This window comes from Celeribacter naphthalenivorans, from assembly GCF_020524585.1.
GTDB classification, from domain to species: Bacteria; Pseudomonadota; Alphaproteobacteria; order Rhodobacterales; family Rhodobacteraceae; genus Celeribacter; species Celeribacter naphthalenivorans.
In genome coordinates this window covers 1-20,117 of record NZ_JAIVLK010000014.1, presented here as the reverse complement: position 1 = coordinate 20,117, position 20,117 = coordinate 1, and the positions used below count along the sequence as shown (strand labels likewise).

The following is a 20,117-nucleotide window of genomic DNA, read 5'->3' as shown; positions in this document are numbered from 1 at the left end:
GAATATCGGGTTTACAAACATTATAATGTGCGTAGATGCAGATCACATTTTTGGGAGGATTTTATATTTTGATGTGATTTTGCGTGATCAGCCACTGAATGCGGCCAATTTCGTCCTCTTTTTGCGCATTGTTTGTTTTTGAACACAAGTATGGATTTTAGGGGCTATTTCTGTGTTCATATGTATACAGTTGATCTTTTATTGAGGAATTGAACCGCATAACTTGTGCATATGTGCAAAATATGAGGGACGGTGAGCACGGGAATTGCCGGTCTGTTGCGTGAGACTCAGGGGGTCACGAGAACGTCAGACATGCTGCGGATCAACTTATACACAGCCCTTTTCACTTTCCGCTGGCATTGGCCGCCCGTTGAGGCAGGATGGGCGCATGTCACATGATCATCCCCACGGGCCTCACAGCCATAGCCACCACCATCACATTGACCCGAACGCCGGGGATGCCCGAGTCGCGGGCGCCATTGCGGTCAACCTCCTTTTGACTTTGGCGCAAATCGTCGGCGGTGTGGTTTCAGGCTCCATGGCTTTGATCGCCGATGCGATTCACAATCTGTCCGATGCGATCGCCCTCGTGATCGCGTTCGGTGCGCGCAAGATTGCCCGCAAGCCGCGCGACGGCACCATGACCTTCGGCTACGGTCGCGCCGAAGTCGTCGCCGCCATGGTCAACTACACCTCGCTGATCATCATCTCCGTCTATCTCTTTGCCGAAGGCGTCTCTCGCCTGCTCAATCCGCCGGAAATCGCCGGTTGGACCGTGGTGATCGTGGCGCTCATCGCCTTGATCATCGATCTGGTGACGGCGGCGCTGACCTATTCGATGTCGAAAGACAGCCTCAACATCCGGGCCGCTTTCCTTCACAACCTCGCCGATGCGGCGACCTCTGTGGCGGTGATCATCGCGGGCGTGGTCATTCTGATCTGGGATTGGCGGCTGATCGACCCGCTGCTGACCATCGCCATCGCTCTTTATATACTGTGGCAATCTTTCGCAGAAATCCGTCCGGTGATCCGCATCCTGATGCTAGGCGCGCCGACGGACACCAAGGCCGACGATGTTGCCGTCGCCATGGCGGCGGTCGAGGGTGTCGAAGACGTGCACCATATTCACCTGTGGCAAATCGACGAACGTCGCACCTCGGTCGAGGCGCATGTGGTGATTTCGGGTGAGGCAACGCCTGTTTTGACTGAGTTGAAAAGCGTTCTGCGCGAGCGGTTCTCCATCGCGCATTCCACGCTGGAGGTCGAAGCGCCCGGTGCGGGCTGTGCTGGAGGGGCGGACGGAGCGCAGCGCCTAGCTTGACGCCTGTCGGAACCACTCCAAACCATCTTCGGTCCGTTTCTTTGGCGTGTATTCTGCCGAAATCCAGCCCGTATAGCCGCTCTCATCGACGCGCCGGAAAAACTCCGGGAAATCGATCAGACCTTTGATCGGCTCGTGGCGGTCGGGCGGCCCGGCGATCTGGATGTGCCGCACATAGGGCGCATATGCGTCCCAGGCCGCCATGGCATCGCCGGTGATGATCTGGGCGTGATAGGCGTCGAATTGCAGCCCGAGGTTCAGCTCCGCCACCTCGTTGAGAATCTCGACGGCCTGATCGAAATCACTGAGGAAATAGCCCGGCATGTCGCCCTCATTGATCGGCTCGATCGTGAGGCTCATATTGGGCGCTTCCTGCGCGGCCCATTTCAGATTGCGCTTGTAGGTTTCAAGCGCCACCACACCTTTCGCTTTCCCGGCCATGATATGCATGTGCTGTGCGCCTAGGAATTCCGCATAGCGGAGCGCGCGTTTGAAGTCGCGTTTGAACCGATCTTCCAGCCCCGGAACGGCGGCAAAGCCCCGCTCGCCGCCGGTGTAATTCGGCGGCGGCACGTTGATCAGCACCATCTTGAGGTTCAGATCGGCCATGCGTTTCGCGACCTCTGAGGCCGGTTCATCATAGGGAAACAGGACCTCCACCGCCTTGAACCCACAGGCCTTCGCCTCAGCAAAGCGTTCGAGGAAGGGGTATTCCTTGAAAAGAAACGACAGGTTGGCGGCGAATTTGGGCATCAGTTCCGGGTGGTTCAGGCGAGATCAGTCGCTTTGGCGATTTCGAAAAACGTGTCCGCTGACCAGACGCCAAAAACATCCTCGCCGTCAATCGCCTCCGTGACACCATGGTCAACAAGTCGGAAAAAGCTTTTGCGATCAATCAGCGCCTCAAGCCCTGCGCGCACCTCGACATAGGGCGCGGGCTCGCCGTCACGCGTTTCGACCCGGATCGGATGCTCCGCATCGGCCATCACCGTATCGCCGACCGAGGTCTGAAAGGTCAGCTTTTGCGAGGGACCCGTCCCCTCCACCTCGAAATCCACCGCCAGAAACGGCGCGTCATCGACGGTGATTCCCACTTTTTCGACCGGGGTGACGAGGAAAAACTTGTCGCCCTCGCGTTTCAACACGGTCGAAAACAGCCGCACCAAAGGTGCGCGCCCGATGGGGGTGCCGAGGTAGAACCACGTCCCATCCCGCGCGATCCGCATGTCGAGATCGCCACAAAACGGCGGGTTCCATTTGTCCACCGGCGGCAATCCGCGGGACTTGGCGGCTTTTACGGCGCTCGCGATGCTTTCTGCGGACACGGACATGGAAAATCTCCTCTTAAACCTTTTGTCATTTGTGCTTTGCACCTGACACGTTTCTAATAGTGGCATGGTTCGACCCGCTAAGTAAGTGCTTGGCAAGTGAGGAGTATGTGATGACCGAAACCGACCTCGTCGCCGAGATCGAAGCCCTGGGCGCGAAATTGAACGAGGCCAAGGCCTCCATCACCCGCCGCTTTATCGGTCAGGAAACCGTGGTGGATCTGGTGCTGTCCTCCATGCTTTGCGGCGGGCACGCTTTGCTCTTGGGCCTGCCGGGCTTGGGCAAAACCCGCCTTGTCGACACGCTTTCGACCGTGATGGGCCTGAAAGGCGCGCGGGTGCAATTCACCCCCGACCTCATGCCCGCCGACATCCTTGGCTCCGAAGTTTTGGAAACCGCGGCCGATGGATCGCGCGCGTTTCGTTTCATCGAAGGCCCGGTGTTTTGTCAGCTCCTGCTCGCCGATGAGATCAACCGTGCCAGCCCCCGCACCCAATCCGCGCTGTTGCAGGCGATGCAGGAAAAATCCGTCACCATCGCCGGTCAACCGCATGATCTCGAGGCACCGTTCCACGTCCTCGCCACACAGAACCCGCTGGAACAAGAGGGCACCTATCCACTGCCCGAGGCGCAGCTTGACCGCTTTCTGGTGCAGGTCGACGTCGAATACCCCGACCGCGACACCGAGCGCGACATCCTGATCGCCACCACCGGTGCCGACGAGGACGAAGCCCACGCGGTGTTCACCGCCGACGAACTGATCCGCGCGCAGGCGCTGTTGCGCAAGATGCCGGTGGGGGAACAGGTCGTTGAGATGATTCTCGATCTCGTCCGCGCCTGTCGTCCGAATGAACCCGAAGCACCCGAGGCTGTGAATGCCTCCGTCGCTTGGGGGCCAGGACCGCGCGCCGCGCAGGCCCTGATGCTCACGACCCGCGCGCGTGCTTTGTTGGATGGTCGTCTCGCGCCCAGCCCCGAAGATGTCTTGGCCATGGCGCGTCCCGTACTCATCCACCGCATGGCTCTGACCTTTGCGGCCCGTGCACGTGGAGATGATTTGGGCGCGATCATTGCGGGTGTTTCTGAGACCGCCCTGAAAGTGCGGTCCGCCGCGTGACCCAGCCCTCCGCCTCCGCCCACAAAGGCCCCAACCACAAAGGCCTGCGCGCCCGCGCCGAGTCTCTGAGCGCGCCCTTGCCGCCTTTGCAGGCCCGCGCCGAACAGCTCGCGCGCACGCTTCTGATGGGCGGTCATGGGCGGCGGCAATCCGGGATGGGCGATGAGTTCTGGCAATACCGTCCCGCGCAGGCGGGCGATCCGGGGCGTGCGATCGACTGGCGTCGCTCGGGTCGGTCTGACGGGCATTTCGTGCGCGAAAAAGAATGGCAGGCGGCGCAATCGGTGCATCTCTGGGTCGATCTTTCGGCCTCCATGGGGTTTTCCTCAGACGCCAAGGTGCCACAGAAATCCGACCGCGCGGCTCTCTTGGCCATGGCCTTGTCGATCCTCTTGATGAAAGGCGGCGAGAGGGTGGCTCTGGCCTCACTCGGCACCCCGCCTCGGATCGGCTCGCTGCAAATCCGGCGCATTGCCGAAGGGCTGGCACAGAGCACAGACGCCGACTACGGCGCTCCCGATGCGACGCTGTTTTTGCCCAACGCCCGCGCCGTCTTCCTGTCCGATTTCCTAGGGCCCATTGAGGCGGTCGAAGAGGCTGTCGCCGCCGCCTCGGATCGCGGCATTTCCGGCATGCTCTACCAAATTCTCGACCCCGCCGAAGAGGCTTTTCCCTATCGCGGGCGCACGGTTTTCACCTCGATGTCCGGCGGCATCATGCATGAAACGCTCCGCGCTTCTGATTTGAAAACCCGCTACCTTGAACGGCTGGCCGAGCGCAAGGATCGCCTCAGTCAGATCGCCCATCATGCCGGCTGGCGCTTTGCCACGCATCACACGGATCACTCCGATCTCACCGCGCTCTTGTGGCTTTACGAGGCTTTGGAGGGCCCGCGCTGATGTGGATTTTAGGCCCCATCGGATTTACCGCGCCTTGGGTTTTGCTGGGGCTTTTGGCCCTGCCGATCCTCTGGCTCTTGCTGCGCGCCGTGCCGCCCGCGCCGATCAGGCGCCGCTTTCCGGGCGTGGCGCTTTTGCTGGGGCTCAAGGATGAAGAGGTCGAGGCGGATCGCACGCCTTGGTGGCTTTTGCTGCTGCGCATGGTGGCGGTGGCCGCGCTGATCCTCGCATTCGCGGGCCCGGTTCTGAACCCGCGTGTGGAGCGTGGCGGGTCCTCCGGTCCGCTTTTGGTACTGCTGGACGCAAGCTGGGCCTCCGCGCCCGATTGGTCGCTGCGGATCGGGCGCGTGGAGCAGGCATTGGACGAGGCCGAAGCCGACGGGCGCACCGTGTGCATCTTGCCCGCCACCGACCTGCCGACCGAAGGCTGTACTTTTCTCGCCCCTGCCGATTGGCGCCCACGTCTCGCCGGGATTTCTCCCGCGCCCTTCGAGCCCGATATGGAGGCTTTGAGCGGTGTGATTTCCGTGATGCCCTCGGCGGTCGAAACGCTCTGGCTGTCGGACGGTTTGGCACGCACCGGACGCGAAGATGTGCTGGCCGATCTCGAAAGCCTCGGCCCGGTGTCCGTTTTCGAAACCCCTCGTGATGTGATGGCGCTTGGGCCTTTGGAACTGACCGACACGGGGATTTCCGTCCCTGTGCTGCGCGCCGATGCAGGTGGCGACCGCGATGTGGTGATCCTGGCCCATGGCCCCGATCCGGCGGGCGTGCCGCGTGTGCTGGACCGGCGTGAGGTCACTTTTCCGGGCGGCGAAACCCGCGTCACAGTGCCCTTCGACCTGCCGCCGGAGCTCCGTGCGCGGGTCACGCGGTTCGAAATCGAAGGTCAAACCTCCGCAGGCGCCAAACGTCTCACCGACGACAGTCTCAAACGCCGCGAGGTCGGTCTGGTCGTGGTGCGCGAAGGCGGCGAAGGGCTTCAGCTTTTGTCACAACTCCACTATCTGCGTGCGGCTCTCGCGGGCGAAGCCGATGTGATCGAGGGCGCTTTGCCCGATCTGATCATGGCCAATCCCGATGTAATCGTGCTCGCGGATGTTGCACAGCTGTCGGGCGGCGAAGTGGCCGATTTGTTGGACTGGCTGAACGACGGCGGCATGTTGTTGCGCTTTGCCGGGCCCAACCTGGCGGGCTCCGATGTGGCGCGCGACGAGGACGACCCGCTGATGCCGGTGCGGTTGCGCGCAGGCGGGCGGACGCTGGGCGGTGCGATGAGTTGGGGCGAGCCGAAACGCCTGCGCCCCTTTGCGGAGACCTCGCCCTTTTACGGCCTGCCGGTGCCCGAGGACGTGGAAATCAACGCCCAAGTCATGGCCCAACCCGACCCAGAACTGGCCAATCGCGTGATCGCCACGCTGGAAGACGGCACGCCCTTGGTGACCCGCAAACCTGTCGGCCAAGGGCAGGTCGTGTTGTTCCACGTCACCGCCAATGCCGAATGGTCGACGCTGCCCCTGTCGGGCCTGTTCGTCGAGATGCTCGACCGTTTGGCTGTGACCTCGCGGGCGGCGGTTTTGGAGGTGGAGGATTTGGCGGGGCAAAGCCTTCAGCCCGTGCGAGTGATGGATGGCTTCGGGCGTCTCGACGAGGCCGCCGCCATGCCGCCCGTCGCGGGCGAGGAGTTTGTGACGGCGCGCGCTTCACTGGCCACGCCGCCGGGGCTTTATCAGGGCCGCGACAGCCTTCGGGCGCTCAACGTGATGGCCGCGGATGATACGCTTGCGCAGATGCGCTGGCCCAATGATGTGACGCTTTTGGGCGTTGAAGCCGGACGCGAACGGCCCCTCGCACCGTTCCTTTTGACGCTGGCTCTGGCGCTTTTGGGGGCAGACCTTTTGGCCTCGCTTTGGCTTTCCGGGCGTCTGTTCGGCGCGCGGGCGCTTCCCATATTGCTCTGCGCGATGCTGATCGCCCCCGATGCCAAAGCGCAAGAGCTGGACGATGATTTCGCTCTGCGTGCCTCCTCGGAACTGGCGCTGGCCTATGTCGAAACCGGCGATGCCGCCTTGGATCGCGTCTCCGAGGCCGGTCTTGCCGGTCTTTCCGACGTCTTGACCATGCGCACTTCTGTCGAGCCTGCGCCGCCTATCGGGATCAATCTGGAAACCGATCCTCTGGGCTTTTTTCCGATGCTCTATTGGCCGGTGACGGCGAGCCAACCGACGCCCTCGGCGGCCGCCTACACCAAACTCAACGCCTATCTGCGCACCGGGGGCGTGATCCTTTTTGACACGCGCGATGCCGATGTCGCGGGCTTTGGCGCGGCGACGCCAAACGGTACGAAATTGCAAGCGCTTGCCGCCTCTCTCGACATTCCCGCCCTCGAACAAATCCCCGAAGACCACGTGCTCAATCGCGCGTTTTACCTCTTGCGCGAGTTCCCCGGACGTCACGCCGATGGCACGCTTTGGGTCGAGGCCGCGCCCGACAGCACCCGCGCCGAGGGCATGCCGTTTCGCAACCTCAACGACAATGTGACGCCGGTGATCATCGGTGGTGGCGATTGGGCTTCGGCTTGGGCGCTGGATGAGACCGGCTTTCCGCTCTTGCCGGTGGGGCGTGGCCTGTCAGGCGAGCGCCAACGCGAATTGTCCTACCGGTTCGGCGTCAATCTGGTGATCTACGTGCTGACCGGCAATTACAAATCCGATCAGGTCCATGTGCCTGCGTTGCTCGACAGGTTGGGCCAATGATCCGCGATCTCACTTTTTCCCCGCTCATTCCGCTTCCTGTGCTGGCCGTTTTTGCGGGCATCGCCTTTGTCCTGATCACCTTTGCCGCTTGGCGCGGGTTGTCGGGTTGGGGCCTGCGAGCGCTGGCGGCTTTGGGCGTTTTGGCCGCTCTGTCGGGGCCGTCGCTCAAACAGGAAATGCGCGATCCGCTGACCGACATCGTATTCCTCGTGGTCGACGAAAGCGCCTCACAAGACCTCTCGACGCGGCCAGACCAAATTGAGGCCGCGCGCACCACATTGGAAGCGCGTATCACCGCCATGCCCAACACGGAACTGCGCGAAATTACGCTGCGCGATGCGCCCGACAATCGCGGTACGCTGTTGATGACCGCCCTCTCGGAGGCCATGGCCGACGAGCCGCGCGGGCGGTTGGCGGGGGCGGTGTTGCTCTCTGACGGCCAGCTTCACGATGTCGAACTGGCGCCTGACTTCCCCGCGCCGGTGCATCTCATGCTCACAGGCGAGCCGCAGGATTGGGACCGTCGTCTGGTCATTGAAAGCGCCCCGAGTTTTGCGATCATGGACGAAGAGGTCGTGCTGAGACTCCGTGTCGAGGATCAGGGCGCCGTGCCGAATGAAGACGCGACCAGCCCGCTTTTGGTCTCCATCGACGGCGAAGCGCCGCAAAGTTTCACCATCCCCGTCGGCCGCTCCATCGAGGTGCCTTTGATGCTGCCGCACGGGGGCATGAATGTGATCCAATTCACCCTGCCCGAAGCAGACGGTGAGCTGACCACGCGCAACAATTCCGCCATGGTGCAGATCAACGGCGTGCGCGACAGGCTGCGTGTTTTGCTGGTTTCCGGCGAGCCGCACAATGGCGAGCGCACTTGGCGCAACCTGTTGAAATCCGACCCTTCCGTCGATCTCGTGCACTTCACCATTCTGCGCCCGCCTTCGAAACAGGACGGCGTGCCGGTCACTGAACTGTCGCTCATCGCCTTCCCGACGCGGGAGCTGTTCATGGAGAAGGTCGACGATTTCGACCTGATCATTTTCGACCGCTACAAATTGCGTGGCATCCTGCCCGCCTCCTACCTCGACAACATCGCACGCTACGTGGAAAACGGCGGCGCCGTTTTGTTCGCCGCGGGGCCGGATTTTGCCTCCGCCGACAGTATTTATCGCTCGCCTTTGGCGCGGGTCATCCCGGTCTCCCCCACCGGCCGCGTGATCGAAGATCCCTACCTGCCGCGCCTCACCGATCTGGGCGCGCGCCACCCGGTGACCGAGGGCTTAGGCGGTTTGCGCTTTGCCGAGGATGAGCCGGCTTGGGGCCGGTGGTTCCGTCAGGTCGAACTTGAGCCCGATGAACAGGGTGAAACGGTGATGTCCGGTCTCGATGGGCGGCCTTTGTTGGTGCTCGACCGGGTGGGCGAGGGCCGAGTCGCGGTGCTTGGCTCCGATCATGCCTGGCTTTGGACGCGCGGCGTCGAGGGCGGCGGGCCGCAGCTTGAACTGTTGCGCCGTCTGGCCCATTGGATGATGAAGGAACCGGAGCTGGAAGAAGAGGCCCTGACCGCCACCGCCGAGGGCAACACGCTGACCATCACCCGCCGCAGCCTCACCGAGGGCGCGCGTTCCGTGACCGTCGAGGCGCCGGATGGCACTGTGTCCGTTGTGCCAATGGAAGAGATCGTGCCGGGCCGCTATGTGGCTGAGGTCACCGGCGGTGAGATGGGGCTTTATCGTCTGTCCGAAGGTGATCAGACCGCCGTCATGGTGCTTGGCCCCTCCGCGCCGCGTGAGTTCGAGGAAACTATTGCGACCGGAGATAAACTAGCCTCCGTAATCCGCACCTCGGGCGGCGGCACTTTTGCGCTCTCGGATGGCGTGCCGCGTCTGCGTCTGGTCGAAGAGGGCCGCGTCGCCGCCGGGCGCGGTTGGTTCGGCATCACCCCGCGTGAGGCCTATGTGACGCAATCGACCCGGCTCTCGCCTCTCCTTCCCGGTTGGGTCTGGCTCGTGCTTTTGGCGGGGTTGTCGGTGGCGGCTTGGCTTAGAGAGGGCCGCAGGTAACCTGAGTGCACATACGAAAACGGCCCCGAAGATCGAGGCCGTTTTCCGTCTTGAAGAAGATGGTTAGTGCGTCAGAGTCAGTGCTCCGCCCCCCAGAAGGACTTGGACAAACAGAGCCACCGCCCAGAATGCCGGATATTCCCAGCCGCCGTTCTCATTGGTGAACCAGAAGCCGTTTTTGCCGTGGGCAAGGATGGCCGCGCCCAGCAAAGTCGGGATCAGGAGCAGAGCGACGAGGCTCGTTTGGAAGCCGACGATCAGGGCGATGCCGCCCAGCGTTTCAGCGGCGATGGTGATATAGGCGAACCAGCCCGGCACACCCAGAGAGGCAAAGAAACCAGCGGCACCTTTGGGGGTGAAGATGAAGTATTTCAGGTAAGCGTGGGCCAGGAACAGCCCGCCAAGGGAGACGCGGAGCAGCAGAGCAGCGAGTGCGATTGCGGTGACAGAGCCGGCGCCAGCGAAGCCCAGGAGATTGGAAGAAAGGTCGATCATTGTCTTGTCCTCATTCAGAGCCGCGATGCGCGGCGTTTCGTTGAGGAGAGGTATATCGATGGCCGATTGGGTTTGATATGGCGAAGGTGTTGAATGACTTTCTCTATTTTGTTCCTAAAATAGAAGAGGGGCGGTTTTGATGCCGCCCCCAAAAGATCACACCGGAAATCACACCAGCGCGGGCGTGGCTTTTTCCCAGGCAAAGGCCTGCATCGCCGGATCGACCGGGGTCTGGGCGATGGCGTTGGTGTAATTCGACATCACCTTTTGTGCGGTCCCGACCAGCACTTCGAGGATGTGCCGCTTGGTATAGCCCGCGTCGAGGAACGCCTGCATCTGGTCTTGCGTAACCTTGCCGCGCTGACGCACGATCTGAAGCGTGAACGCCCTGAGCGCCTCGAGATGCGCCGTCGGCAGAGGCGTTTCATCGCGCAGAGCGTTGGTGATCGCATCATCCACCTTCATCTTCTTCGCGATGCCGGTGTGGCCGGGAACGCAATAGTGGCATTCATGTTCGACATTGATGGTCTGCCAGATGACGGTCAGCTCATCCTTGTCAAACGTCGTCTCGGTCATAAATGTATGATGGAGCTGCCAATAGGATTTCGCGAGCGCCGGTGCTTCTGCCATGACGGCGATGAGGCCGGAGACGCGTCCGAAGGCGGATTTCACCTCCTCCATCGTGGCGCGGCTTTCTTCAGGAGCGGTGTCAATCGTGTGGGCGGTAAAGTCGATCATGGTCGGTCCTTTTGATTCTTGAGCAATTGCTCAATTGCGATATGACCTGACATTAATTTACTTGAGCGATCACTCAATATATATTTTGAGCGATCACTCAAATTTGAGGCACGAGATGGCGAGACAGGCAACATATGACCGCGACAAGGTTCTCAAATCCGCGATGGACCTGTTCTGGGCCAAGGGGTTTCATGCCACCTCGCTCAAAGATCTTGAGAACGCGCTCGATATGCGCCCCGGCTCGATCTATGCCGCTTTTGGATCGAAAGAGGGCCTCTATGCCGAGGCGCTGCGGCTCTACTCGGGGCGCACGCAGGCGGGGCTGGCGGAGGTCATGGCGAAGGGCGGCTCAAAGCTCAAAGGGATCGCGGATTACATCCGTTTGCTGGGCGGCCAAAACCGGGCTGAAGTGCCGTCGCGGGCCTGCATGTTGGTGAAAACCATCCTCGAAATGCCCGATGACGACCCGAACCTTCGGGGCCTCGCCGAAGATTTGATCGACCAAATGGAAGCGGCCCTGACCGAGGTTCTGCGCCAAGCGCAGAACGAGGGCGAATTGCCCACAAGCGCCGATCCGATGCGGCTCGCTGGTCAGATTCAGACACAGCTGATCGGTCTACGCGCCTACGCGCAGCGGATTCATGCGGAGGGGCGCGTCGCGCAGGTCGCTGAAGACATCGCGCAGGGCATCGAGGCCCTCTCTGTCAAAGCGGCTTAGACCTCTTCGCGCATCAGAATGCGTCGAGAGGTCGAGGCAAATTCCCGGCGCAGCATGATGAAGATGACAATGCTGCCACCGACCAAAAGTCCGACCGGACCCAACAGCCACGACAGCGCGCCAAGCGCGAAATAGATGCCGCGAATGCCTGCGTTGAACGCCCGGGCGGCGGTGATGTTCAACTCGCCCGCCTTGTGCGCACGCGGCAGGGCCTGCGGATCGGCCTCGTCATTGCTGACCGAGGCCATGACCACGCCGCAATAGCCGAACAGCCTGTTCGACCAGATGAATTTCAAGAACGCGTTGGTGATAAAGAACAGCGCCAAAAGGATTTTCACCTCCCAGATGATCTTCGGCGCCTCAATCGCCAGATCGCTGGCCACAGCGCTCAAACGTTCGGCATTGGAGATCGCCGCAAGACCGCCACCGATGGCGATGAGACAGGCAGAGGCGAGAAAACTCGTGCCTTCGCGCAGCGTCGCCAGCACGGTCGCATCGAAAATCCGAGGCTTTCGGGAAATCATATGCACCATCCACTCGCGCCGATAATCGGCGACCAGAACGGAGGTGGAGACGCGTTTTTTCGGCGGATTTTCGATCACATAGCCCAAAACACCCCAAGCCGCGATCAGGTAAATCACGGCGACAGCATCGAGCAGGGAGAAATATTGAAGGTGATCAAAGAGTTCCATGGGTGCAGCATTACGCAAACGCGCCGCGCTTGTCACATCTAAAAATTGGTTATAAAAATTGACCAATAGGGGAGAAAAGCGCCATGGACATGCCTGCACCAAAGCCGGAGATTCTTCGCCGCAAATCGGAACTCGCGACGCGTCTGCGGGCGATTTTGACCAAGGATGCACTGATTGAGGCGCCCGAAGAGCTCAAAGCCTATGAGTGCGATGCGCTGACTGCCTATCGCTGTCCGCCGCTTTTGGCGGTGCTGCCGGAGACCACGGAAGAAGTCTCAAACGTCATGGCGATCTGTCACGAGATGGGCGTGCCGGTGGTGCCGCGCGGCGCGGGGACGTCGCTGGCTGGCGGCGCCTTGCCCTCGGAAGATGCGGTCATCCTCGGCGTGGCGCGCCTGCGCGATGTGGTGGAGATCAACACCTCTGACCGCTACATCCGCGTGCAGACCGGCATGACCAACCTCGCCGTGACGGCGGCGGTGGAAGACGAAGGGTTTTTCTACGCCCCCGACCCGTCGAGCCAATTGGCCTGTGCCATCGCGGGCAATATCGCGATGAATTCCGGCGGCGCGCATTGCCTCAAATACGGCGTCACGACGAACAATCTTTTGGGTGTCAACATGGTGATGGCCGACGGCGAAGTGGTCGAGATCGGCGGCGCGGAAATGGACGCGGGCGGGCTCGATATTTTAGGCCTGATCTGCGGCTCCGAGGGGCAGCTTGGCGTGGTGACCGAAGCCACCCTGCGTATCCTTCCGAAACCCGAAGGTGCGCGACCTGTGCTCTTTGGCTTTGATAGCAACGAGGTCGCGGGGGCCTGTGTCGCGGACATCATTCGCTCGGGGCTGATCCCTGTGGCGATCGAGTTCATGGACCGCCCGATCATTCGCGCCACCGAAGAGTTCGCGGGGGCGGGCTACCCCGATTGCGAGGCACTTTTGATCGTCGAGGTCGAAGGCTCTGATCAGGAGATCAACGACCAGCTGGCGCGGATCATCGAAATCGCCAAGCGGCACACTCCGGTCGCGATCCGCGAAAGCCAAAGTGCGGAGGAAAGCGCGCGCATCTGGCTGGGCCGCAAGTCCGCCTTTGGCGCCATGGGGCAACGTGGCGACTATATTTGCCTCGATGGCACGATCCCGGTCGGCGCTCTGCCCGCCGTGCTCAAACGCATCGCGGAACTTGGCGACGAGCATGGCCATATGGTCGGAAATGTGTTCCACGCGGGTGACGGCAATATGCATCCGCTCATTCTTTATAATGCCAACGCACCGGGACAATTGGAAAGCGCCGAGCGGCTCGGCGCAGAGATTTTGAAGCTTTGCGTCGATGCGGGCGGCTGTCTGACGGGGGAGCATGGCGTGGGCGTGGAGAAACGCGAATTGATGACGCATCAATTCGCGCCCACCGATTTGGAAGCGCAGATGGCGGTGAAGGATGTGTTTGATCCGACATGGATTTTGAACCCGGCGAAGGTGTTTCCGCTGGACGTCAGCGCCTCGCGGAGGGCGGGGGCATGAGTATTTTGACAGCAAAGGAAACTGCGAAAAGCGAAGCCGATTTGGTCGAGATCATCCGTGGCGCCGGGCCGTTTGTCATCGAAGGCGGGGGGACGCGGCGGATCGGATTGGCTGAGGGCGAAAACCTGTCCACGCGGGGGCTGAACGGCGTGACGCTCTATGAGCCGGGGACGCTGACGCTGGTGGCGCAGGCGGGGACGCCTTTACACGAGATTGACGCGCTTTTGGCCTCGGAGCGGCAGAGGTTGGCCTTTGACGTGCCGGATCTGCGCAGGCTTTTAGGGTGTGAGGGCGAGAGCACGCTTGGCGGTGTTGTGGCCACGAATGCGTCGGGACCACGGCGCGTGGCGGTGGGGGCCTGTCGCGATTTTTGCCTTGGGGTGCGCTTTATAGATGGGCGCGGCGAGGTGGTGAAAAATGGCGGCCGGGTGATGAAGAATGTCACCGGGCTTGATCTCGTCAAGCTGATGGCCGGGAGCCAAGGCACGCTGGGCGTGATGACGGAGGTGAGCCTCAAGGTGCAGCCTTTGCCTGAGACGGTGGTCACGCTCGCGGTGCCGGGATGTGATGCGGCGGAGGCGATAGCGATCCTTTCCCGGATGTTGGGTCAGCCCTATGATTTGACTGGGGCAGCGTGGCAAAACGGCGAGGTTTTGCTCCGGCTTGAAGGGTTCGAGACTTCGCTGCGCTATCGTGTTGAGCGTCTGAAGGCGCTCTTGCGTCGTGATGGTGTGGAACATTGGGGCGCAGAGATCTGCGATCCGATCTGGCGCGGCATTCGGGATGTGACGGTGCTTCACGATAGGCCCGGCGATGTTTGGTCTGTGTCCGTCAAACCTTCGGAGGCAGTCCGCGTGCTTGAGGCGGTTCAGCCCGAGGATGTGATCTTCGACTGGGGCGGCAATCGGCTTTGGCTTTTGACCAAAGCGGGCACGGATGTGCGGGCGAAGTTGACGAGCGGACACGCGACATTGGTGCGCGCCTCTGGCGAGACAAAACGCCGTTTGGGCGTGTTCCCGCCGAAATCCCCCACGATCGAACGGATCAGCGCGGGCTTGAGGCAACAGTTTGATCCCGAAGGCAAATTCAACAGAGGCATGCGCTGATGCAGACGAATTTCACGCCAGAGCAGCTCACCGACCCCGGGATCAAGCGCGCCAATGAAATCCTGCGGGCCTGTGTGCATTGCGGGTTTTGCACGGCGACCTGTCCGACCTATGCGGTGCTGGGCGACGAATTGGATAGCCCGCGCGGGCGGATTTATCTGATCAAGGATATGTTGGAGAACGACCGGCCCGCCGATGCCAAGATCGTAAAACATCTGGATCGCTGTCTGTCCTGTCTGGCCTGTATGACCACCTGTCCGTCGGGCGTGCATTACATGCATCTGATCGACCATGCACGGGTGCATGTCGAGAAGACCTACAAACGTCCCCTGATGGATCGGCTGCTGCGCTGGACGCTGGCGAAAATCTTGCCCTATCCGGGGCGGTTTCGGGTGGCTTTGCTGGGGGCAAAAATTGCGAGGCCATTGCGTCATATGATGCCCGATCCGCGTCTCAAAGCGATGCTGGAGATGGCGCCTGCCCGCATTCCGGCCCCGTCGCGCAATGACGATGCACAGGTGTTTCCGGCCCAAAATGCACGCAAAATGAGAGTCGCCTTGATGACCGGCTGCGCGCAAAAGGCGCTGGATACGGACATCAACGATGCGACGATCCGGCTTTTGACGCGGTTGGGCTGTGAGGTTGTGGTGGCGAGGGGCGCGGGCTGTTGCGGGGCGCTGACCCATCACATGGGCAAGGAGGCGGAAGCCCACGGAACAGCCGCCAAAAACATCCGCGCCTGGATGCGGGAGATCAAAGGAGATGGATTGGACGCCATCGTGATCAACACCTCGGGCTGTGGCACGACCGTGAAGGATTACGGCCATATGTTCCGCAGCTCTGAGCTGGCCGATGAGGCGGCGCAGGTTGCTGCGCTGGCCAAGGACGTCTCCGAAGTGCTGATGCAGCTCGACTTGCCCGAGGGCCACCAAGACCTCAAAGTCGCCTATCACGCCGCCTGTTCGCTGCAACACGGGCAACAGATCAAGACACATCCCAAGACGCTTTTGAAACGCGTCGGCTTCGAGGTGGTCGAGCCGCAGGACAGCCATCTGTGTTGCGGATCGGCAGGCACCTACAACCTCTTGCAGCCCGAGCTGTCAAAAAATCTGAAAAAGAGGAAAATCAAAACCTTGTCGGCGAAGACCCCAGATGTGGTGGCTGCGGGCAATATTGGCTGCATCATGCAGATCGGATCGGGGATGAATGTGCCGGTGGTGCACACTGTCGAATTGCTCGATTGGGCAACAGGTGGCCCAAAACCGCCCAAATTGTTCTCGAATCGGTCATAATCCCGCCTTGAACCCTCTATACCTCGAGAGGGCACAGGACTTGAGGACCGCCATGAGAAAATTGCTGACCATCTTCTTTATCCTCCTCATGGCAGGACAGGCGCAGGCGGACAGCACGCTTAAGGCCTTTCAAACCGGTGATGACAGCCGTGGCTGGGAGGCCGTCGGGCGTCTCGATTTTGCCGGGCGCAGTTTCTGCACCGGGGCTCTGATCACCGAAACGCTGGTCCTGACCGCCGCGCATTGCATGTTCGACATTGATAATCACAAGCCGCACAAACCTCAGGACATCACCTTCAAGGCCGGGTGGCGCAATGGCCAAGCGCAGGCTTACCGTGCCGCCAAGGCGATCTACGTGCATCCGGAGTTCGCGCTCAATTCCGGCGATCTTCATGACCGTCTGGTGCATGACGTGGCGCTGATCGAACTGGACCGCCCGGTACGCACCACCTCTGTGCGGCCTTTCGCGATCTCTGCGCGTCCGGAAAAAGGTCAGTCCGTTGGGGTTGTCTCCTATGCTCATGACCGTGCGGAAACCCCGTCTTTGCAGGAAGTCTGCCATGTGATGGCGCGTCAGGGCGGTGTGCTTGTGACCTCTTGCGAGGTGGATTTCGGCTCTTCCGGGGCGCCGATCTTCGATATGTCTGGCCCCACGCCGCGCATCGTGTCCGTGGTCTCCGCCAAGGCGCAATTCCGGGGCGGGCGTGTGTCTGTTGGCACCTCTCTCGATGGCGCCCTGTCTGATCTCTTGCAAATGGCCTCCACCGGGAAAAGCCATTTTCAAAAGGCCAGCAATGAGCCCTTGCCCGCATTGTCCCAGACAGAATTCGTTGTGGGCGTCACAGGTCACTGAACGGCGCGGGGCCTCGCGCCCCTCTTGAAACCGCACATCCCGATCCCCAGATCCCTGATGTCGGACGCCTCTTTTGGGTCCGGCATATCGCCTGTCCGCGCGTCGGAAGGCATCCCATTTTGGAATCGCTCACTGGAGGATACCCATGCGTAACTTTGATCTTGCACCGCTCTACCGTGCCACCGTCGGCTTCGATCAAATCGCCGATCTGATGGACCGCGTTCTGACCCAAGAGGTCAGCCAGCCCAGCTACCCGCCCTATAATATCGAGAAAACCTCCGACGACGCCTGGCGCATTTCGCTGGCCGTGGCCGGGTTCTCGACCGAAGACATCGCTATTGAGCAGCGTGAAAACGCGCTGGTGATCACCGCGCGCAAAGCCGACAGCGACGAAGAAAAGGCCAAGACCTATCTCCACCGCGGCATCGCCACCCGCGCCTTCGAACGCCGTTTCACGCTTGCCGAACATGTTCGCGTCACCGGCGCGTCGCATGAAAACGGCATGCTGCACATCGACTTGAAACGCGTGGTGCCCGAAGCTCTGAAACCGCGCCGGATCGAGATTGCCGGACCGAACACGGTGGAAACCAAGGTGATCGAGAGCGAGCCCACCACCGAGGTCTAAGGCGTCTCGCGGGGCTCTGCCCCGCACCCCGGGATATTTATAGACAAAAGAAAACGCCCGCCGATTTGGCGGGCGTCTCTGTTTTCAAAAACGTTGGCTTACTCAACCGATCCGATGGACCAGAAGAAGGTTTCGCCCGAGCTGTCATCCACGCCGTCGTTGTCGGTGGAGACGAACATCTCGCCCTCATTCGTGATCGCGAGGCCTTCGATCTTGTCGACCACATAGCCGCCGAAGGATTTCAGGTCCGGGATCAGGTCGCGCACTTCTTCCTTGGAGACCACCGGAAGCTCGCCGCCCAAAGGCGCAGGCACCATCTCGGAGGCCGGGATGCGGTAGATTTTCTTGGTCACGGCGTTGGCACCGATTTGGTTGTCGCGCTCGATGACGTAGAAGTAATCGCCATGCGCGACGATCTCCGACAGGCCGACCCAGCCGGTGTCCGGCGCGGCTTTCGGATAGGAGACGGCGCCCCATTCCTCGGTCTCAAGGTTATATGCCACGAGTTTCACGGTGTGCTTCGCGTCATCGCCCCATTCGCGCTGCACGGCCATCCAAAGCGTATCACCGACCTTGGTGATGCCCTCAAAGCCAAAGCGCGTCTCGACGGCCATCAGTTCCGCCGGCAGGCCGATCTCTTCTTTGATCTCACCATCCGCGTTCACATGATAAAGCGCATGCGGGATCACGCGGTCGGTGCGGCCCTCGGAGGCGACCCAGAACCCGCCTTCACCATCGAGCGTGATGCCTTCCATATCGAGTTTCTGCGCGGCATCGCCATTGGCACGCACAACGCGCAGGGCCTTGGTGATGCGGGCCGGTTTCGCGGAGGGATCGATCGTGAAGATCGTCGGCTGATAGCCATAAAAGCTGTCGTTGACGGCGTAGATCATGCCGTCGTCGCCCGCGACCATGCCAGAAATAGCCCCCCAACCGATCAGCTCATCCGCGCCCTCAGAGGTCAGCGTCGGATACATCGGCTCGCCCTCGGCACGCTCGAAAATCATGACATGAGCGCGCACGCCGCCGTCTTCGATGAGATCGGTCTCATTGGCGGAGATCAACAGGTTGCGCTCCGGGATCGCGACATAACCTTCCGGCCCGATGCCAGAGGGCAAGAGCTGTTCCAGCACCGGTGCAGTGAGGTCAGACACGTTATAGACGCCCACGGCAGAGCCGCGCTCGGAGCCGACGAACACGTAAGGCGTGCCGTCAAACACGGCGGTTTCGATGCTCTCTGGTTCAACGCCTTTGGCGTCGGAGCGTTTGTCTGGGTAGTGGCCGATTTGCACGAGCGCATGTTCAAAAGACGCGCCGCTTTCATAGACGACAGAGCCGTCCTTGTTGAAAATCGTCCAGCCGCGCGAGCCGCCGTCCATGTCGCCTTCGTTGGCGATGGCAAAATGGTCGTCGTCGATCCATTTCACCGCATCGGGTTCGCGTTTGCGGCCCAGTTGCTCATCGGTAAAGATCAGCGCGCCGCGTTCGTCCACTGTGTCGATCCCGGTCAGGTCCACAGTGCCTGCGGAGAAATGGTTCAGGATTTCACCATCTTTGGAGATCACCACCAGGTGGTTGTTCTCCTGAAGCGTCATGACGGTTTCGCCAAGCGTGTTGATGTCCACGAACTCCGGCTCCGGGTCTTCCGGCGAAATTTCGGTCAGGCCGGTCAGCTCGACGGTTTTCACATCGGAACAGCCGCTCTCGGTGACGGACACCATATCGAGGAAACCCGCAGGCAGCTGGCCGGTGCGACCGTCGCCCAGATCTTCGTCGCGCTCGTTCTCGATCGCCACGGACACGAACGAGCCGTCTTTCGACACGGCGATCGAGTCCGGCTGACCGCCCAGATCGCAGGACCCGATGATTTCCATCTTGGCCATATCGACCACAACGAGCTGGCCGGAGGTGTTGACGTAATCCTCAGAGGTGTTCACGCCGACATAGGCCGTCATGCCGCGCACGGTGACGGAGGTCGGCTCACCCGGCATTGCGATGTTGCCAAGCGCCTTGGGGGCTTTCGGATCGGTGATGTCGATGAGGCCCACAACGCCCAGCGGGCTGTCGGTGTAGATCAGCGTCATGCCGTCTTCCGAGGCGGCGATGATCTCGGCGGAGGTTTCACGCGCACGGTCTTCGCCCTCGGCCATATTGTCCGGCGTGGCGAAAGAGGCGATGCGGTTGAAGGTCATATCGGCAGAGGCCCCGGTCGCACAAAGCGCCAGAGCAGAGGCCGCAAGCAGCAGGTTCTTTTTCATGAGACGTCCCTCGTCAATATCTGTGCGCGCGGTGTGACGAAAGGGAATGTCGTTCAGGTGACGGTTTTGTATCCGTTTTGTAACCCCACCTCTATGGGGGCGGTCTCGGGTGCGGTCACAAGCGGGCCGACCACCTCAGAGATGGCTCTCTCGCGATGAATTCTGGTTGGAAGATGCCAGAACCTCACACTTATGTTCAAAAAGGAACAATGTGTAAAATTATTGAGTTTTTGCCCGCTTGCGCGGCAATGCGTGCGACATTTGCGATTTAATCCCCAAGATCACGCAATTCCATATGTGCAAATAAGAACATAATAGTGGTCAATTATTGTATTTAT

The 20,117-nt window shown here is 60.9% G+C and carries 17 protein-coding genes; 11 read left to right on the top strand and 6 right to left on the bottom strand.

Annotated features, from left to right (window positions below):
* The first annotated feature begins 388 nt into the window (after positions 1 to 388).
* A complete protein-coding gene (locus tag LC094_RS21155; protein ID WP_226554784.1) occupies positions 389 to 1,321 on the top strand; it encodes a cation diffusion facilitator family transporter in 933 nt (310 codons plus the stop codon).
* On the opposite strand, the gene LC094_RS21150 is transcribed toward LC094_RS21155, so the two are convergent.
* The gene (locus tag LC094_RS21150) at positions 1,313 to 2,074 is read right to left on the bottom strand and encodes a hydroxypyruvate isomerase family protein (RefSeq protein WP_226554783.1); all 762 of its coding nucleotides are present in this window, start codon (positions 2,072 to 2,074) and stop codon (positions 1,313 to 1,315) included. The two genes, LC094_RS21155 and LC094_RS21150, sit on opposite strands and share 9 nt — an antisense overlap.
* A 14-nt stretch (positions 2,075 to 2,088) precedes the next feature.
* Positions 2,089 to 2,652 carry a DUF1285 domain-containing protein gene (locus LC094_RS21145; protein ID WP_226554782.1) on the bottom strand — a complete coding sequence of 188 codons (564 nt, stop codon included), beginning with the start codon at positions 2,650 to 2,652 and terminating at the stop codon, positions 2,089 to 2,091.
* A 110-nt stretch (positions 2,653 to 2,762) separates the two neighbouring features.
* Here LC094_RS21145 and LC094_RS21140 point away from each other — a divergent pair, with 110 nt between their 5' ends.
* Genes LC094_RS21140 through LC094_RS21125 form a run of 4 tightly spaced genes read left to right on the top strand, consistent with a single transcriptional unit; the run spans position 2,763 to position 9,482 of the window.
* Positions 2,763 to 3,767: an AAA family ATPase gene (locus LC094_RS21140; protein ID WP_226554781.1), complete on the top strand. Its 1,005-nt coding sequence runs from the start codon at positions 2,763 to 2,765 to the stop codon at positions 3,765 to 3,767.
* A complete protein-coding gene (locus LC094_RS21135) occupies positions 3,764 to 4,666 on the top strand; it encodes a DUF58 domain-containing protein (RefSeq protein WP_226554780.1) in 903 nt (300 codons plus the stop codon). Before LC094_RS21140 ends, LC094_RS21135 begins: the two co-directional genes overlap by 4 nt.
* On the top strand, positions 4,666 to 7,422 hold the full coding sequence (locus LC094_RS21130) for a DUF4159 domain-containing protein (RefSeq protein ID WP_226554779.1): 2,757 nt from the start codon (positions 4,666 to 4,668) through the stop codon (positions 7,420 to 7,422). The genes LC094_RS21135 and LC094_RS21130 overlap by 1 nt, the downstream gene beginning before the upstream one ends.
* A complete protein-coding gene (locus LC094_RS21125; protein ID WP_226554778.1) occupies positions 7,419 to 9,482 on the top strand; it encodes a hypothetical protein in 2,064 nt (687 codons plus the stop codon). Before LC094_RS21130 ends, LC094_RS21125 begins: the two co-directional genes overlap by 4 nt.
* A gap of 63 nt (positions 9,483 to 9,545) precedes the next feature.
* On the opposite strand, the gene LC094_RS21120 is transcribed toward LC094_RS21125, so the two are convergent.
* Positions 9,546 to 9,977 carry a DoxX family protein gene (locus LC094_RS21120; protein WP_226554777.1) on the bottom strand — a complete coding sequence of 144 codons (432 nt, stop codon included), beginning with the start codon at positions 9,975 to 9,977 and terminating at the stop codon, positions 9,546 to 9,548.
* A gap of 168 nt (positions 9,978 to 10,145) precedes the next feature.
* On the bottom strand, positions 10,146 to 10,715 hold the full coding sequence (locus LC094_RS21115) for a carboxymuconolactone decarboxylase family protein (RefSeq protein WP_226554776.1): 570 nt from the start codon (positions 10,713 to 10,715) through the stop codon (positions 10,146 to 10,148).
* Positions 10,716 to 10,830: 115 nt separating this feature from the next.
* Between LC094_RS21115 and LC094_RS21110 the strand changes: the two genes are divergently transcribed.
* Positions 10,831 to 11,433: a TetR/AcrR family transcriptional regulator gene (locus LC094_RS21110; protein WP_226554775.1), complete on the top strand. Its 603-nt coding sequence runs from the start codon at positions 10,831 to 10,833 to the stop codon at positions 11,431 to 11,433.
* On the opposite strand, the gene LC094_RS21105 is transcribed toward LC094_RS21110, so the two are convergent.
* Positions 11,430 to 12,125, bottom strand: a complete 696-nt coding sequence (locus LC094_RS21105) for a DUF599 domain-containing protein (RefSeq protein WP_226554774.1) — start codon at positions 12,123 to 12,125, stop codon at positions 11,430 to 11,432. The two genes, LC094_RS21110 and LC094_RS21105, sit on opposite strands and share 4 nt — an antisense overlap.
* 83 nt (positions 12,126 to 12,208) lie before the next feature.
* On the opposite strand from LC094_RS21105, the gene LC094_RS21100 reads away from it, so the two are divergent.
* From LC094_RS21100 to LC094_RS21080, 5 genes are all read left to right on the top strand, one after another.
* Complete coding sequence (locus LC094_RS21100; RefSeq protein ID WP_226554773.1) at positions 12,209 to 13,645, top strand: FAD-linked oxidase C-terminal domain-containing protein; 1,437 nt, start codon at positions 12,209 to 12,211, stop codon at positions 13,643 to 13,645.
* The gene (locus LC094_RS21095) at positions 13,642 to 14,751 is read left to right on the top strand and encodes an FAD-binding protein (protein ID WP_226554772.1); all 1,110 of its coding nucleotides are present in this window, start codon (positions 13,642 to 13,644) and stop codon (positions 14,749 to 14,751) included. The genes LC094_RS21100 and LC094_RS21095 overlap by 4 nt, the downstream gene beginning before the upstream one ends.
* Positions 14,751 to 16,043: a glycolate oxidase subunit GlcF gene (gene glcF / locus LC094_RS21090; protein WP_226554771.1), complete on the top strand. Its 1,293-nt coding sequence runs from the start codon at positions 14,751 to 14,753 to the stop codon at positions 16,041 to 16,043. Before LC094_RS21095 ends, glcF begins: the two co-directional genes overlap by 1 nt.
* Positions 16,044 to 16,095: 52 nt before the next feature.
* Positions 16,096 to 16,896 carry a trypsin-like serine peptidase gene (locus LC094_RS21085; RefSeq protein WP_226554770.1) on the top strand — a complete coding sequence of 267 codons (801 nt, stop codon included), beginning with the start codon at positions 16,096 to 16,098 and terminating at the stop codon, positions 16,894 to 16,896.
* A gap of 145 nt (positions 16,897 to 17,041) precedes the next feature.
* Positions 17,042 to 17,521 (top strand): Hsp20 family protein, encoded by a 480-nt coding sequence (locus tag LC094_RS21080; protein ID WP_226554769.1) that lies wholly within the window; start codon positions 17,042 to 17,044, stop codon positions 17,519 to 17,521.
* 98 nt (positions 17,522 to 17,619) lie between these two features.
* Here the strand turns inward: LC094_RS21080 and LC094_RS21075 are convergent, their stop codons facing one another.
* A complete protein-coding gene (locus LC094_RS21075; RefSeq protein WP_226554768.1) occupies positions 17,620 to 19,779 on the bottom strand; it encodes an esterase-like activity of phytase family protein in 2,160 nt (719 codons plus the stop codon).
* Positions 19,780 to 20,117: the final 338 nt, after the last annotated feature.